7 protein-coding genes are annotated in these 17,075 nt (G+C 71.0%); all 7 read right to left on the bottom strand.

The genetic code is table 11. The features are described 5' to 3' along the window. Position 1 precedes the first annotated feature (1 nt). Positions 2-265 (bottom strand): hypothetical protein, encoded by a 264-nt coding sequence (locus tag CFB47_RS21500; RefSeq protein ID WP_089462204.1) that lies wholly within the window; start codon positions 263-265, stop codon positions 2-4. Beyond that, positions 265-2,496, bottom strand: a complete 2,232-nt coding sequence (locus CFB47_RS21495; RefSeq protein ID WP_089462203.1) for a TonB-dependent siderophore receptor — start codon at positions 2,494-2,496, stop codon at positions 265-267. Before CFB47_RS21495 ends, CFB47_RS21500 begins: the two co-directional genes overlap by 1 nt. 113 nt (positions 2,497-2,609) lie before the next feature. Beyond that, a complete protein-coding gene (locus CFB47_RS21490; RefSeq protein WP_373453151.1) occupies positions 2,610-4,376 on the bottom strand; it encodes an ABC transporter ATP-binding protein in 1,767 nt (588 codons plus the stop codon). Continuing rightward, positions 4,373-6,094: an ABC transporter ATP-binding protein gene (locus CFB47_RS21485; protein WP_089462202.1), complete on the bottom strand. Its 1,722-nt coding sequence runs from the start codon at positions 6,092-6,094 to the stop codon at positions 4,373-4,375. The genes CFB47_RS21490 and CFB47_RS21485 overlap by 4 nt, the downstream gene beginning before the upstream one ends. Continuing rightward, positions 6,091-7,143, bottom strand: a complete 1,053-nt coding sequence (locus CFB47_RS21480; RefSeq protein WP_089462201.1) for a Gfo/Idh/MocA family oxidoreductase — start codon at positions 7,141-7,143, stop codon at positions 6,091-6,093. Before CFB47_RS21480 ends, CFB47_RS21485 begins: the two co-directional genes overlap by 4 nt. Next, positions 7,140-12,614 carry a non-ribosomal peptide synthetase gene (locus CFB47_RS21475; RefSeq protein WP_089462200.1) on the bottom strand — a complete coding sequence of 1,825 codons (5,475 nt, stop codon included), beginning with the start codon at positions 12,612-12,614 and terminating at the stop codon, positions 7,140-7,142. The genes CFB47_RS21480 and CFB47_RS21475 overlap by 4 nt, the downstream gene beginning before the upstream one ends. Continuing rightward, on the bottom strand, positions 12,611-17,017 hold the full coding sequence (locus tag CFB47_RS21470) for a non-ribosomal peptide synthetase (RefSeq protein WP_089462199.1): 4,407 nt from the start codon (positions 17,015-17,017) through the stop codon (positions 12,611-12,613). The genes CFB47_RS21475 and CFB47_RS21470 overlap by 4 nt, the downstream gene beginning before the upstream one ends. Between the last annotated feature and the right edge of the window lie 58 nt (positions 17,018-17,075).

The raw sequence follows: 17,075 nt of genomic DNA, 5'->3' as shown, positions 1-17,075 counted from the left end.
GTCAGCGCCCTCCCCAGCACATCGCGCACGGCACGAGCACCGCGAGCCATGCGCCCGCGCGCCACGCGGCCTGCCGCCGCCCGGGCGCGACGAGCACCCACAGCAGCGCGGCGACGCCCGCCGCAAGCGACAGCAGCACGGCCGCGTAGAGCCGGTTCAGGGCGTCTGCCGGGTAATGACGGGCCAGCGTGACCGCGAGCGCGATCGCGCCCGGCAGCACGCCGCCGATCGCCAGCACCGCCCGCGTCCCCCAGCCGCCCGCCATCAGAACTGCCCGCGCACGGTCAGCATCACGTTGCGCGGTTCTCCGTAACGGTTGTTCCAGCCCGGGTTGCTCAGGCTCAGGTAGTACTTGCGGTCGAACAGGTTGTTGACGTTGACCGCCGCGCTCCAGTGCTTGTCGTAGCGGTAGCCGAGCCGCATGCTCGCGAGCGCGTAGCCGCCCTGGCTCATCGTGACGCCGTTGGCCTGCGCCGAGTAACTGCTCTGCACCTGCACGCCGCCGCCGATGCTCCAGCGCCGCTCCTGCCACGGCAGGTCGTAGTTCGTCCACAGCCGGAACAGGTGGCGCGGGTTCAGCAGCGGCGCGAACGACGAGCCCGCGTTCGCGAGGTTGTCCGCGTAGCGCATCGTGTCGTACGTGTAGCTCGCCCATACGCTCCACCACGGCGTGATGCGGCCGTTCGCCTCGAATTCGAAGCCCTGGCTGCGCACGCTGCCGCCATTCACGTAGTAGCAGTTCGGCCCCGCGCACGGGTGCGCGAGATCGACCTGCGGGTTGTTGTCGAGGTCGATGCGGAACGCCGCGAGCGACACGTTCAGCTTGCCGCCCGCGAGTTCGCCCTTCACGCCCGTCTCGTAGGTGCGCCCCTTCACCGGCGTCAGGATGCCGCCGCCCCACATCGACTTGGTTTGCGGCTGGAACACTTCCGCATAGCTCGCGTACCACGACCAGTCGCGCGCGAAATCCCAGATCAGCCCGCCGTACGGCGTGAACTGGTGGCCGGTGTTGTAGTGCGCGCCGAGGCTGTCCTGGTTCCACCAGCTCAGCCGCCCGCCGAGCACGAGCGTGACGGGTTCCGCGAGCTTGATGCGGCCGAGCCCGTACACGCCCTTCTGCGAGATGTCGTTCTGCTGCGACTGCTGGTACGGGCCGACGTCCGGCTCGGGCACGCTGCTCGGGTTCCAGCGGTACATGTTCACCGGCGTGCCGACCACGTTGCCCTGCAACTGCGCCGACATCTGCCCGCTGCTGCTGTTCGCGTAGGTCACGCCGAACAGCAAATCGTGCGTGAGCCCGAACGCATGCACCGGGCCCTGCACGTTCGCATCGAGGCTGCGGCTGTAGCTGCTGAACTGGTACGCACCGCCCGTAAGCGCACCGCCCGCGCCGGTCGCCGGGTTGATCGCGCCGAACGAGCCCGCGTACTTCAGGTCCGAGCGCACGCTCTGGTATTCGCCGCTGACCTTCGCCTTCCAGCCGGCGCCGAGCTTCTGCTCGACCGACGCGAACGCGCGCGTCGTGTCCCAGTCGAAGTGGCCCCACGCAGTGTCGAGGAACGTCGAGCGCGACAGGCCCAGGCTCGAGCCGTCGCGCGCCATCGGCACGCCGGACATGTCGGGTATCGATCGCGTCGTCTGGTACTGCGCGCCGAACGTGAGCAGCGTGTCGCGCGTCACGTCGACTTCCGTGATCCCGTAGATCGAGCGCGTGTCCTGCTTCGCATGGTCGTAGAAGAAATGGCGATCCTCGTACGCGGCGACGAGCCGGCTGCGCACGGTGCCGGCCGCGTTGAGCGGGCCGCCGATGTCGGCTTCCGCGCGATAGCGGTCCCAGCTGCCGACGCTCACGCTCGCGTTCGCCGAGAACTGGTACTGCGGCCGCTTGCGCACGAGGTTGACCGTCGCGGCCGGGTTCCCCGAGCCGTGCAGCAGGCCGTTCGCGCCGCGCAGGATTTCCACGCGTTCGTACACGGAGATGTCCTGCGGCGCGCTCGCCATGTCGCCGATCACCACCGGCACGCCGTCGAATTCGAACGAGTCGACCTTGAAGCCGCGCACGAAATACGCAGTGGTAAGCAGCACGTACGGCTGCACAGTCACGCCGGCCGATTGCTGCATCACCTCGTCGAGCGAGAACAGGTTCTGCTGGTCGATCCGCTCGCGCGTCGTCACGCTGACCGACTGCGGAATCTCCCTCAACGCCAGCGGCATCTTGCCGACCGTCGCCACCGACGGATCGTCGGCCGCGCCGCGCGACGCGGTCACCGAAATCGCCTTCAGCTCGCCCGCGGCGGGCTTCACGGCGGTCGTGTCCTCCTTCCGGACTTCCGCGCCGGACGCCGGCGCAGACGCCGTCTCGGCGAACGCCGCCGCCGGATGCGCGGCGATCAGCAGGCCCAGATACAGCGACGGACGCCAGCGCCGTCGCTCCAAACGGGCGACGCGCGCGCCCTTTGTCCTTGATCTCTCAGGTTCCAGCACCTCGTACCGCATTCACGCCCCCGCATTTGATAATCATTCTCATTATCAAATAGAACCGGCGGGCGATTTTTCGATCGAGGGGCTTTTCCTATCGATTCCGGGCATGCCGGATCGCATTGTTCACGTCAGTGTTCGGATTCGGCCGGCCGGGCGTCCACGTCCGAGTCGGCTGTCGGCGACACGTCGGACGGCCGCCCCGCGCGGGCGAACGTCGCGTACCACGCGTCGGTCTCGACCAGCTGCGCGTGCGTGCCGGTCGCCCGCACCCGGCCCGCGTCGAGCACGACGATCGTGTCGGCGGCCGCCGCCAGTGCCGGCTGGTGCGTGACGACGATGCGCGTGCGCTGCCCGCGCAGCGCGACGAGGCTGTCGCGCACGCGCCGCGCGCTCAGTTCGTCGAGGCTCGCGGTCGGCTCGTCGAACATCAGCACCGGTGCACGCGCCAGCAGCGCGCGCGCGAGGCACGCGCGCTGACGCTGCCCGCCCGACAGCAACTGGCCGCCCGGCCCCACGTCGGATTCGAGCCCGTCAGGCAACCGCTCGGCGTCGCGCAGCAGGCCGACCGCGTCCAGTGCATCGCGCAGCTCGGCATCGGTCGCGTCCGGGCGGCCCATTCGCACGTTCCACGCGAGGCTGCCGCGAAACAGCCCGTTGTCCTGGAACACGAGGTTGCGCGTCGCGGCGAGCGTCGCCTCGCTCAGGTGCCGCACATCGGCGCGGCCGAGCAGCACGCGTCCGGCGGCCGGATCGTCGAGCCGTGCGAGCAGGCCGAGCAGCGTGCTCTTGCCGGCCCCCGTCGGGCCGACGATCGCGACGAAGCCACCCGCCGGGCAATGCAGGTCGACGCCGTCGAGCAGTGTCGCACCGGCGGCCGACCGGTAGCCGACGCGCACCGCGTCGACGCTCGCATCGTGCACCGGCGTGCCGCGCTCGGGGCTGTCGAAAAGCGGCGCATGCAGCACCGCGAGCACCGTGTCGAGCGCGCGCCAGCCGCCGCGCAGCGCCTGGTCGAGCTGCGTGAGCTGCGCGAGCGGCTCGATGAAGCGCACGAGCAGCACGAGCACCGCCACGGCCGTCGCGGCATCGAGCCGGCCGGCGGAGACGGCCCACGCGCCGCCGACCAGCATCGCGACGAACACGCCCTGCACCGCGCCCGCGAAGCCAAGCTCGATCGGCAGCGAGCGCCGCATCAGCGCACGCGTGCGGCGATGCTGCTCGTCGAATGCGTGCTGTAGCGCCGCGCGCGCGTCGCCTTCCTGGCCCGCGAAGCGCAGCAGCCCCTGATGCGCGGCGAAGGTCTGAAGCTGCACGGCCATGTCGCGATCGCCCGCCGCGCGCGATTGCTCGAACGCGAGCGTGCGCGTGCCGCCGCGTTCGAGCAGTGCGAACAGCAGCACGGCCGCGGCCGCGAGGCACAGCGCGATGCGCCAGTCGATCCACGCGAGCCCCGCGACGACCGCGAGCGGCGTCACGACCGCGCCGATCAGCGGCCCGAGCAGGTGCGCGGGAATCCCCATCGCTTGCATCACCGGCCCGCGCAGCAGCCCGGCCGGATGACTGTCGCGCACGGCCTGCCACGACGCGATGCGCGGCAGGTGCCGCACGAGGCGCTCGACGAGACCGGCCGCGAGCGCGCCGCCCGCGCGATAGCCGCCGCGTTGTGCGACGTACAGCACGAAGGCGTGACACAGCGTCAGCGCGCCGAGCGCGGTCGTCCAGTGCAGCACGGCCGCCTGCGCGCCGGCAAACCATGCGCGGATCAACGGCACGAGCAGCAATCCGCAGGCACCGTCGAGCAATGCGGCGGCCACCGCCCAGCCCGCGCCGCGCCACAGCGCGCGACGGGTTTCGGCGGGCAGGCACTGCAAACGTTTGAGCGACTTCATCATCATGCGACCTCCTCGCCCGCGGCACCGCGTTCGCGCCATAGCCGCGCATACAACCCGCGCGTGGCCAGCAGCGCCGCATGCGTGCCGCGCTCGACGATGCGGCCGCGATCCATCACGAGAATCTGGTCCGCATGCCGGACCGCGTCGAGATCGTGGCTGACGATCACGCGCGTGCGCATGTCGCCGCGCAGCGCATTGCGCAATGCGCGCCCGGTTTGCGGATCGAGCGCCGAGGCCGGTTCGTCGAGCAGCAGCAGCGGCGCCGGCGACAGCAGCGCACGCGCGATCGCCAGCCGCTGCAGTTCGCCGCCGGACAGCCGCACGTCGCGCCCGCACACGCAGTCGTAGCCGCCCGGCAGCGCGTCGATGCGTTCATCGAGACAGGCCGCGCGCGCGGCCGCGCGAATCGCGTCGCGATCGGCATCGGGCCGGTAAAGCGCGATGTTCGCGGCCATCGACACGTCGAGCGCGGCGGCCTGCTGGAACACCATCGCCATCTGTTCGCGCCGCGTATCCGACGCGAGCAGCCGCAGATCGGCGCCGCCGAGCCGCACCGTGCCGTGGTCCGGATCCATGAAGCGGGCGAGCAGCATCAGCAGCGTGCTCTTGCCCGCGCCTGACGGTCCCACGATCGCGGTGGTCGTGCCGGCCGCGATCGTCGCGTCGATGTCGCGCAGGATCGGCGTGCCGTCGATGTCGACACGCACGCCGCGCAGCTCGATCGACGCATCGCGCGGCACCTGCGCGGCACCAACGGCAGGTTCAGGCAAGACCGGCAGTGCGAGCAACGCATCGACGCGTACCGCAGCCGCGCGCGCCTCGCACAATGCGTCGGCACCGTGGCCGAGCGCGCGCACCGGCGCGGCCACCGCCCAGATCAGCAGCGCGAACGCGCACAGTTCGCCGACCGGCAAGCGGCCGGCCGTGAGCCACATCGCGCCGAACACGACCCACGCGAGCAGGAACGGCGTGCCGAGCAGCACCTGCGTGCACGCACCGGGCCCGCCGACGCGGCCGACCCACGCCGAAAACGCCTGTTCGAAGCGCCCGGTCGACGCGAGCGCGGCCGCCTCGATGCCGGCGCCCGGATACTGCCGCACGAGCGCCGGGTTCTGCGCGAGCTGCGCGTAATCGCCCATCAGCTGTTCAAGCGCCGCGTTGCGTGACGCGACGGCCGGCACGAACCGCGCCGAACGCATCCAGCGAAACAGCGCGGCACCCGCGACGAGCGGCACGAGCGCGAACGCAAGCAGCGCGGGATTCAGGTAAAGCAGGCACGCCAGCGCCGCGCACGGCACGACGATGAGTTGCGTGACATCGGCCGGTGCGTGCGCGACGAGCTGGTGCAGCGCACGCACGTCCTGGTCGACGTGACGCGCGACGCGATCGCTGCCTGCCCGCGCGAACCAGCCGAGCGGCAGGCGTTGCAGATGATCGGCGAGGCGCCTGCGCAAGCGGTCGGCGAGATCGGCGTCGACCCGGTGCGTCAGGTGCAGCGCGACCGTCTGGCCGCCCAGCCAGCCCACGCCGGCCACCACGGCCGCGACGAGCCAGCCGCGTGCCGTTGCGTCGAGCTGCGCGGTTGCACGCCACGCGTCGGCGACCCGGCCGAGCGCGAGCCACGGCACGAGCGACGCGACACCCGCCAGCGCCTGCAACACGACCGCCGCGACGAGCGGCACCGCGAACGGCCGCAACATCGATAGCAAGGGCCCCTTCATGCGGCACGCTCCAGCAGCATGCCGAGCGTGGCCGCGCGCGCGTCGCCCGGCGGCTGCTCCGGAAACCCGAGCTGCATCGTCAGTTGCTGCCAGACACGTGTCACGTCGATGCTGCGCTGGTTGCACGCGTGCAGCCCTTCGCCCGACACGAGCCGATCGACCGCGCGCACGGCCGCTTGCGGCCAGCTGCGCGCATGAATCGCGCCCCACGTGTCGCGCGCGTCGTCGCAGATCTGGACGCTCGGCATGTCGCTGCCCGCCGTCTCGCCGAAGATCGGGAACAGCCCGTGTTCGTCGATCTCCGGTTCACGCAGCGCGGGGGCCCACCACAGCGGGCCGTGCGGCGACGCGAGCGTCCACGTGCCGGCGTCCGTCGTCAGCGTGATGCTGAACAACAGGCTCATCCGGCCATCGTCGGCCGCCGCCATCTCGTTGTGCACACGCAGCGACACGGGTGTTTCGGCGAGCACCATCGCGCATTCGCGCATCGACGACAGCGCCGGCCCCACCGGCTCGACTGACCACGGGCCCACGCCCTGCAGCGCGGCCGCGAGCACGTCGAGCGCCGCGAAACTGGCCTGCACCGAGCACACGACATCCGCATGCACGGGCGCGCTCGTTTCGCGCAGCCGTCGCGCGACGGCGATGAAACGCGAGACGACCGGCAGGTTCGGATAGAAGCTGTTGAGCAGGCAACGGCGGCCGTGGCGCGACGCGGTGCGCAGCACGCTGCTCCATTCGTCGGGCAGCAGCGGATGCTCGATCACGACATCGATCCCGCGTTCGAGCAGCCGGCACGCGAGCCCGGCCCCGTCGGCACCGCGCGCCGCGCCGCCGACCGCGACGCACGCGACCCGCACGTCCTCCGGCAGTGATTCAGGTGCATCGAACACGGGCGCGCCGACACGCGCGGCCAGCGCGGCGGTGCGCGCGCTGCCCTGCCCCAGGATGCCCGCGACACGATACGCGCTGGACGCCGCGAGGCCCGCCGCATAGAACTGGCCGAAGCGTGAGCCGGCCACGACGACCGGCAGCGGATGGACCTTCATTGCGCCTCCTTCAGGCGGGTGTCGACGAACGCGGTATTCAGGCAGTCGAAATGACCGCCGGGGATATCGACGGCCGTGATGCCGCCGAGCGCCTGCGCCGTCCAGTATTCGGTGAGCGCCGCGCGCTGCTGCGGAATCAGCGGGTTGCAGCGCTCCGGCACGAACAGCCGCAGCGCGCCCGCATACGGCGCGTCGCCGGCCCAGTGGCTCGCCTGCACCGAATGCATGAAGAGCCGGTACAACCGTTCGCGTTCGTCGAGCAGCGGATGCGCGACCGCATCCTGCATCGACAATCCGGCCGCCGCGCGCAGCACGCGGCGGCGCAACGCGTCGAGCGGCTCGCAGCGATCGCCGAAGATTTCCAGCTGCGCCTGCAGGCTGCCGGGCGCGAGACGCGCGGGGTCGGCCTTCAATGCGTCGGCGAGCGCGTCGGCCAGCACGTACGTTTCCGGAAACCCGAGCGCGTCGAGCGGCAGCCCGAGCGTCGCCGCGAAGTTGAACAGCACGAGCCGTTCGTCTTCGATCAGGTACGGAATCCGGTAGCTCGACACGATGTCCAGCGTGCGCACGTCGACGCCGAGCTGCACCAGCGACTTCGCCATTTCGAGCGCGACCAGCCCGCCCGAGCAGTAGCCGAGCACGTCGACTTCGCGCACGCCGGTGCGCCACAACGCGTCGGCATAGCGCCGGCCGAGCGTCGCGTTCAGGTGGCGCGCCGGCACCTCGAGATAGTCCTGCGCGTCGCGCACCGCGAAGCCGAGCACCGGGCCAAGCCGCGCGAGCGCCGGCATGACCGGACGATACGCATGCACGGTGCCGAGCCCTTCGTGGACGATCACGCGCGGCACGCCGTCGCCCGGCGCAAGCGGAATCGGGCGTACGTCGGCACGCACGCGTGGCGCAGGTGCGTGGATGACCGCCGACGCGTGAGTCGTGCGCGGGGCAGCAGGCGATGTCGCGGCCGCCCGCTGCTCACCCGCATCGCGCAGGCATTGCGCGAACGCAGCGGGTGTCGGTTGCGCGAGCACCCAGCGCAGCAGCCGGTCGAACGGATGCGCTTGTGCAAGCGGTTCCTCGCCACGCAGCCGCGACACGAGCTGTGCGATCAGCAGCGAATCGCCGCCCGCCGCGAAGAAGTCCTGATCCGGCGTGACGTTACGCGTATCGAGCACCGCTTCCCACAAGCCGATCAACCGGGCCAGCAACGGATCGGCGGCGGTCTGCGTGTGGACGGGTCGCGCGGCCGCCGGCTCCGGTTCGCGGATGTCGGCGATGCCGGCCAGCGTACGGCGATCGATCTTGCCGTTCGACGTCACCGGCAGACGGTCGAGCACGCGCAGTTGCGACGGCACCATGTAGCCCGGCACGCGCTCCGCGACGAACGCCAGCAGCGCGTCCGGCGCGATGCGCGCCGCACCGCGCTTCACGTGCGCAAGCAGGATGTCGTAGCCGAGCGCGTCGAGCGGCGTGCCGGGCGCCACGCAACCGAGCGCACGATCGCCACCGTCCGACTGCAGCCATTCGAGCCACTGCACGCGCGGCACGAACAATCGCGCCGACTCGGCACGCGCGTCGTTCGGCGTTTCCATCATCAGCCCCTGGCTGATGCTGATCTCCGGATGCTCGGTCGTCAGTTCCTGGATCACCCACCACGCATCGGCCGCCGACAGCGCACGCAGCCCGGCGATCAGCGCGACCGTATCGCGCGCATTGTTCAGCGCGCCCGAGCTGATCGTGACGTCGATCGAATGCGGCGCGATGCCCTGCGCGTCGAACGGTGCGTTCATGTCGAACCGCACGAACCGCATCCACGGATACGCAGCGAAGCGCTCGCGCGCCGCTGCAAGGAAATAGCTCGACACGTCGCTGAACAGGTAGTCGATCCGCGCACCCGCTTCGACCAGCGGTGCAAGGGCAGCGACGATCGAACGCGTCGCCGCGGCCGTTCCCGCGCCGATCTCGAGGATGCGCCACGGACGCTGCGGCTCGCGCGCAACGACCGCGCGCACGGCCTGCGCCATCCCGTTGTGCAGCGCATGCGCATGTTCGCCGTCGCTGTACATCGCGTCGGCGATATGCGATGCGCCTTCCGGGAACATCAGGCCGGCAGGCGACACGCTGCCGTCCACCTGCCCGTCGATGCATCCCGCGCTGTCGCGGAAATAGTCGATGAGGACGATCGGCCACAGTTCGGGCGAGGCGTCCTGCGCGAATGCATCCCAGCATGCGTGTGCGTCGGCGTGGCCGGCATCGGGCCGCAGACGCCAGCCGCCCGCTTCGGCGTCCGCCTGAAGCACGCCGTGTTTGTCGAGCATGGCGAGCCAGTGGCGCAGCAGATGCTGTCGCGCCGCCGGCACGCGCAACCGTTCGCACAACGTCGCGAAATCCGTCGCGGCGTCATCGGCAAGCTCGCCAGCCGGCACGATCCAGGCGGCCAGCGACGCGACGCAGGCCGCTTCGAGCTGGGCAACCGACTTCACCACGTCCGCCTGCTCGGGCCAGCGCGCGGCGTCGAACGCCGTACGCACCTGCTTCGCAACCTCGTGAAGCGCGTCGTCGTGCACCGACGTCGATGGCTCCGCTCCGTGCAGAGACACGAAGCTCGCGAGCCGGCGCTCCGCGCCTTCGCCGAGCACGATGGTGGCGGCTGCGCCGACGAGCGGATGCGCGGTCAGCGCCGCGTCGATCTCGGCCAGCTCGATCCGGTAGCCGCGGATCTTCACCTGATCGTCCTGCCGCCCGAGGAATTCGAGCGAACCGTCGGCGCGCACGCGGCCAAGATCGCCGGTGCGATACAGTCTGCGCCCGTCGCGATGACGGATGAAGCGTTCGGCCGTGCGCTCGGGATCGTTCGCGTAACCCGTCGCGAGCCCCACCCCGCCGATATGGATCTCGCCGCGCACGCCGGGCGGGCACGGCCGGCCGAGTGCGTCGAGCACTTCCATCGTCTGCCCGGTCAGCGCGCGACCATAGGGAATGCTGGCAAGCTGCGTGTCCGCCGCACGGATCGGATGCTCGATCGACCAGATCGACGCCTCGGTCGCGCCGCCCAGGCTGAACAGCGCGCAGTCGGGCCAGCGCCGCCACCAGCGCGCGGGCAGCGTGACCGGAATCCAGTCGCCCGACCACAGCACGCGGCGCGGGCCCGGCACGTCGAGCGCCGGTTCGCCTTCGAGGTAGTCGATCAGCATTTGCCCCTGCGCGGGCACCGAGTTCCACAGCGTCACGCGATGGCGCACCATCAGCTCGGCCCAGTGCGACGGATCGTTGCCGCGCGACGGATCCGGCAGCACGATGCACGCGCCGCGCGCGGTCGCGCCGAAGAAGTCGTAGACGGACAGGTCGAAGCTGAGTTCGGCCAGGCCGAGCACGACGTCGCCGTCACCGACTGCGTGGCGCGCACTGATGTCGGCGAGCGTGTTGCACACGGCCGCGTGGCTCAGCATCACGCCCTTCGGCTCGCCGGTGGAGCCCGACGTATAGATCACGTACGCGAGCGCGTCGCCGTCGATTTCGTGCGCCGCGCGCGGCGGCCATTGCGGATCGATCGGCAACGTGTCGATATCGATGCGCGCGCACCCATCATGGTCGAAATCGAGCGCCTGCACGCTGACAACCGCACGCACCCGCGCATTGCGCAGGATCGCCTGTTGCCGCAGCGCCGGCTGGCGGCTGTCGACCGGCACGTACGCGGCGCCCGACTGCACGATCGCGAGCACGGCCGCGAGCTGATGCGCGCACTTCGGCATCAGCACCGCGACGGTGTCACCCACGCCGACGCCGGCCCCTTCAAGCGCGGACCGCAGCGCCGCCGCGTGCTGCGCGACATCGCGATACGTGCGCGCGCCCTGCGCATCGATCACCACCGGCGCATCGGGCGTGCGCAACGCTTGCGCGGCGAAGCCGGCCGCGATATGCGCATCGGCATCCGGATGAACCTCGGCGGCGGGCGCGGCGGACGGCAGCACGATGTCCCCCTCGCGCGACCACCATTCGGCTTCAGCCGCGAGCCGGCCCAGCAGCGCGACGTACGCGTCGAACATCGCCGCGGGCATGCCGTCCGGAAACAGGTCGTCGCGCACATCCCAGCCGATTTCCAGCCCGCCGAACTGATCGGTCACCTGGCAGTCGAGCCAGACCTGCGGCGTCTGGCTGATCATGTAGAGAGGCGGCTCGGCGCGGCCCGCGTGCTCGCCAAGCAGGCGGCCCACGCTGCCGATGCCGCTCGTGAACACCACCGGCATCAGCGCCGCATCCTTGCCGCGCCGCCGCGCGAGTTCGCGCATGACGTCGACACCGGTAAACGCGCGATGATCGAGGTCGTCGAACATCCGCGCACCGATCGTGCGCGCACGCTCGACGAAATCGCGCCCTTGCGTCGCGTCGACAGCAAGCAGGCTCAATGCGGTGAAATCGCCGAGCACCGCGTCGATGCGCGGATGCACGGGCGGCCGGTTCAGCACCGTCAGGTTCAGGCAGAACGCGGGCGACTGGCTCCAGCGGCCGACGACTTCGGCGAACGCAGCCAGCGCGACGCTCGCCGCGCTCAGCCCGAAGCGGCTTGCGTGTCCGCTCAACGCGGTCCATTGCGCGCGATCGAGCCGCGCATGCCGGTGCGTGAAGCGCGGCCGCGTATCCGATTGCATCGCGGGCACCACCGGCAGATCGGGCCGCGCGGGCAGATCGTCGATGCGCGCCAGCCACCACGCCTTGTCACGCGCATGATCGGCACGCGTGCCCGCCTGGGCTTCATTGACCACGTAATCGCGGAACGTCGCATCGAGCGGCGCAGGCTGCCATTGCGGATCGTCGTAACGGCGCCGCCATTCGGCGAGCAGCAATTGCAGGCTCGCGTAGTCGATCAACGTGAAATCGACCGACAGGTGCAGCACCGCGCCGTCCGGCCCGAGGCTCACTTCCGGCTGCAGCACCGGCCAGCGGTCGAGCGCATGCACCGCATGATCGAGGCGCTCGCGCACGCGCTTCACGTGCGCGTCGAATCCGCTCGCATCGGCTTCGCGCAGGTCGTGCACCGTGAGCGGCTGCCACGGCACGTCGGACAGCACGCGCTGCCATGCGTTGTCCTCGACGATCGCGCGCAGCATCGGATGCCGCGCGACGCACGCATTCCACGCCGCCTCGAAGCGCACGCAGTCGAGATTCGCTGGCTCACCGTATTCGACATACAGATGGCACGCGTTGCCGCCGAACTCGAACGATTCGTGCCGGCCGAGCACATACGCGGCCTGCACCGGCGTCAACGCGAACCGCTCGTGGCGCCGCGCCGGATCGCTGCGCCACGCGCCGTCCTGCAGAAAGCGGATGAACGCATCGCGTTCGGCCTTGATGCGCGCGGCCAGGTCCGCATCGAGTGCGCCGGCCGGCGCGCGATAGCGCAACTGTCCGCCGTCGTCGCACCACAGTTCGATCCGGCGTTCGCGGCAAAGATCGAGCACGTCATCGAAGCTCACAGCACGCCCTCCTCGATCGTCGCGACGGGCGTGTCGCCCTCGGCCTGCGAGACAGGCGCGACCGGTGCTGCCGATGCAGCTTCGATGAGCTGTGCGGCGAGACCCGCGAGCGTCGGCTGCCGGTAGAACGCCGCCATCCCGACCCGCACGCCGAGCCGCTCGCGCAGTTGCGCGAGCAGGCGCGTCGCGAGCAGGCTGTCGCCGCCGAGCGCGAAGAACGTCGCGTCGCGCGCATTCGCCGGGCGGCCGAGCGCGTGCTCCCAGCACGCGAGCAGCGTCGCCTGCCGGTCGTCGGCCGGCACGAACGCATCGTGCGCGGCCGGTGCGTCGCCGAGCGCCCGCGCGAGCGCGTCGCCCACCGCTCGCCGATCGATCTTGCCGTTCGCGTTGAGCGGCCAGCGCGCGACGCACCACAGCGCATCGGGACGCATCGCGTCAGGTAACCGGTCGCGCAGCCAGTCGGCCAGCGCCGCTTGCGCAACCGGTTCGCCGACATGACGCGCGTCGATACAGGCAAAGGCAGTCGAGCGCCAGCTCCGCGAATCATCCAGCGCAAAGCCGCATGCGTGTGCCGCCGACGCCAGCGCATCGGGTGCAAACAGCCGCGGCAGCGACGCATCGCCCGTCACGCCCGCGACGAGTTCGCGCAGCGGCGAATCGCGCAGCACGTCGGCGAGCAGCAGGCGGCCATGCTGCGCCAGCAACGCTGCCGCGATCCGGAACGTCTCGCGCGGATCGTCACGCAGGTGCGCCGCCGCGAAGCTGATCACGCAATCGAACCGGCCGAGATGGCGGGCGGGCAGCAGGCCGTCCTGCATCGCCTGCAACGTCGGCATCGTTCGTGTGAAGTACGCCTGCGCGTTGTGCAGCAGACCCGGCGACGCGTCGAACAGCGTCACGTCGAAGCGCGGATCGTCGAGCACGCCGAGCCCCGCATCGAACCATTGCCCGGCGCGCGCGTCGAGCACCGCGACCCGCATCGGTTCGGTGCGCGCGGCGGCCTGGGCCTGCAGTGCATCGCCAAACTCGCGCAGTGCGCGTGCGCCGTCCGGCAGACGCGCCGCGAACGCCAGCGGTGCGATCCGCGGATCGAGCGGCACACGCCGCGCGGCGCCTTCCGGGTCCGCCGCGAGCGCACGCAGCGCTCCGGTCAGGTCGTCGAGATCGGCGGCAAACCAGTCGAGCCGATCGAGCGCGCCGTCGATCGACATCGATACGTCATCCTTTGCATGCCAATGCGCGCGCAGCGACGGCGGCAAACCGGCATCGCCGTCGAGCAGCCGATCGGCGACTGCACGCGCGACGGCCGCCTCAGCGTGCAGCGTATCGGCCACGTCCGCTTCCGCGAGTACAGGCGATGACGGTGTTGCATCCGGTGCGCGATCGGCCGGCACGAATGCCGCGGCGATGCGCGCGGCCTCGCCGCCGACCACGCTCGCACACGCACCGTCGATCAGCGAATGCGCGGCCAGCGCGGCCTCGATCTCGCCCAGTTCGATCCGGTGCCCGCGCACCTTCACCTGGCGATCCTCGCGCCCCAGGAATTCGAGCGTGCCGTCGGGCCAGTAGCGGCCCCGGTCGCCCGTGCGATACCAGCGGCCCGACGCTTGCTGCACGAAGCGCTGCGCGGTCAGCTCGGGATCGTTCCGGTAGCCGCGCGCGAGGCTGTCGCCGCCGATCAGCAGTTCGCCCGGCACGTAGTCCGGCACGTCGCGGCCGTCGGCATCGACAACGCGATAGGCCTGCCCCGGCAACGGACGGCCATACGGAATCGAACGCCAGTCCGGCGGCACGTCGCGCACCGTCTGCACGTTCGACCAGATGCCGGCCTCGGTCGCGCCGCCGAGCGCATGGAACGCACACGCGTCGCCGCACCGTTCACGCAGGCGCGCCGGCAGATCGAGTGCGATCCAGTCGCCGGACAACAGCGCCGCGCGCACGCTGCGGCACGCGTCGGCCGCGGCCGGCACCGCCAGCGCCATCTCCAGCAGCGCGGGCGCCGAATTCCACAGCGTCACGCGATGCTGCGCGATCAGCTCGATCCAGCGCGCCGCGTCGCGCGCGTCATCCTGGGTCGGCAGCACAAGCTCGGCACCGGCACCGAGCACGCCGAACAGGTCGTACACCGACAAGTCGAAATCGAGCGCCGATACCGCGAGCAAGCGATCTTGCGCACTCAGGCCGAGCAGCGCATCGATCGCATCGATCGTGTTGAGCGCCGCCGCATGCGTCATCTCGACACCTTTCGGCACGCCCGTCGAACCGGACGTGTAGATCACATACGCGGTGGCCTGCGGTGCCACCGCGAGCGGCGCGGCCAGCGGTTCGTGCCGCATCAGCGCCGCGACGCCGACATGCGGCAACGCTGCATCGGCGAGCGTCGTGTCGCCGATCACGGCCTTTACCCCGGCCGCGCGTTCGATCAACGCCTTGCGCGCGGCGGGCTGCGCGATGTCGAGCGGGACATAGCACGCGCCGGCGGCCAGTACGCCGAACACCGCGGCCACCTGTGCGGGCCCGCGCGGCAGACTGATCTCGACGGCGTCGCCGTGACCGATGCCGGCCGCACGCAAGCCGCCCGCGATCGCCAGCGCCCGTGCGGCCAGTTCGCCGCGCGTCACCGCTTGCTCGCCGCACCGCAACGCGACGGCTGCCGGCTCGCGCGCGGCCAATGCGAAGAAGTCGGCATGCAGCGTGCGCGGCCGCCCGGGTGCGGGCACCGCGTTGAGCGCCTCGCGCACGCGTCGCTGCGCGGACGGCAGCTCGACGGCGATCGGCAGCCGCCAGTCGCGATCGCACAGCGCCTGCACGAGCGCGACATACGCACCGAACATCGCATCGATCATCCCGTCGGGAAACAGGCCGTCGACGCTGTCCCACGCGAGCAGCGCGCCGTCCGGCACGCGATAGAGCTGATGGTCGAGCCACACCTGCGGTGTCTGCGAAATCATGTCGTGCAGATCGCCGAACACGCGCGCGAATGCATCGGGCACGAACGGCGCATCGCCGAGGTTGCACGAGAACACGACGGGCGCCGCACGCGACGTGCCCTGCCGGCGCGCATCGCGCAGCACGTCGAGCGCCGGATACGCGGCCTGCGCGATCGCGCCGTGCAGCCGCTGCTGGAACGCGCGCACCGCGTCGGCCGCGCTCGCGTCGGCGCGCAGGTCGCATTCGACGAGCAGCAGCGTCGTGAAATCGGCGATCACGCGGCCGAGATCGGGCGCATCGCCATGCCGGTCGAACAGCGGCACGTTGAGCAGGAACGCGTGACGGCCGCTCCAGCGTGCGAGCACCGCGGCGAACGCCGCGCCGAACACCGACGACAGCGTGACGCCATGCTGCGCGGCCCGCGCCTGCAGGCGCGCGAGTTCGGCCGTGCTCAGCGTATGCGCGACGCGGCTGAAACGCGGCGCACGGATCGTTTCCGGCGCACGGGCGAGCGGCAGCGCCGGCCCTTCCGGCAGCGTGGCGAGTCGCGCCCGCCATGCGTCGCGCGCCGCGGCCCGCGCATCGCGCGTATCGGCCGCGCGACGCGCGAGCCAGGCCGGGAACCACGTCGACGGCGCGTCTGGCAACGCCGACGGCTCGGCGTAGGCAGCGCCGATTTCCTGCATCAGGAGCCGCACGCTGTCCACGTCGGCCGCGAGCAGGTCGACGCTCAGCCACACGCGATCTTCACCACCGGGCATCTGCACGAGCCCCATCATGAAGACCTGCGCGCGCTCGACGTCGAGACATTCGTGCGACCGGCGCGCGCGCAGCGACACCCATTCGGTTTCCGCCTCGGCGGCCGTCCTGTCACGCCAGTCCGCATGCGCGAACACCGGCGCGTCCGGCGCCGCGACGATCTGCTGGCGGCCCCCGGTGAAGCGCGCACGCAGCATCGGATGGCGCTCGCGCACGAGCCGGCATGCCGCGTCGAGACGAACGGGATCGATCGCACGGCAGCGAAACTCGAGGAACGCATGACAGCTCACGTTGCCGAGCACTTCGCCGTCGCCGCGGCCGAGCCAGTACGCCTGCTGCACCGCGGACAGGTCGAACGGCGCATGCACGTCGACGTCGACGACCTCGGCCGCCTCGACGTCAGGCGCCGCGGGAACGACGCGCGGCGCATTCGCGAGCAGTTCGGCCCACGCGCCGAGCGTCGGCGTACGCGTGAGCGCATCGAACGTCAGCGCGTAGCCGAGGCGGTTCACGCGCGTCTGCAGATACATCAGCCGGATCGAATCGAGGCCGCAGCTCAGCAGGTCCTCGTCATCGTCGAGCGACGCGATTTCGTCGACGGGCTCGTCGAGCAGCTCGGCGATCATCGCGACGAGCTGCGAGCGAAAGGCAATGGGAGAAAAACGGGAAGGATCGGAATGATCGATGCTGGAATCGACAGCGGTCTGGCTCATGGGCACGCCTTGTATGGGTCGTTCGATGGCGGATCCGCGCGGCGGCGGCCACCCGTGA

The sequence above is a fragment of the Burkholderia sp. AU27893 genome (assembly GCF_002223205.1).
In the GTDB taxonomy this organism is placed as follows: domain Bacteria; phylum Pseudomonadota; class Gammaproteobacteria; order Burkholderiales; family Burkholderiaceae; genus Burkholderia.
The sequence above is the reverse complement of the archived record's forward strand: the minus strand, read 5'-3'. Positions and strand labels throughout refer to the sequence as shown.

Coding starts and splice junctions, on each gene's coding strand:
- CFB47_RS21490 (WP_373453151.1), bottom strand. CDS start 4,376: ATGATGATGAAGTCGCTCAAACGTTTGCAGTGCCTGCCCGCCGAAACC.
- CFB47_RS21480 (WP_089462201.1), bottom strand. CDS start 7,143: ATGAAGGTCCATCCGCTGCCGGTCGTCGTGGCCGGCTCACGCTTCGGC.
- CFB47_RS21485 (WP_089462202.1), bottom strand. CDS start 6,094: ATGAAGGGGCCCTTGCTATCGATGTTGCGGCCGTTCGCGGTGCCGCTC.
- CFB47_RS21500 (WP_089462204.1), bottom strand. CDS start 265: ATGGCGGGCGGCTGGGGGACGCGGGCGGTGCTGGCGATCGGCGGCGTG.
- CFB47_RS21495 (WP_089462203.1), bottom strand. CDS start 2,496: ATGCGGTACGAGGTGCTGGAACCTGAGAGATCAAGGACAAAGGGCGCG.
- CFB47_RS21470 (WP_089462199.1), bottom strand. CDS start 17,017: ATGAGCCAGACCGCTGTCGATTCCAGCATCGATCATTCCGATCCTTCC.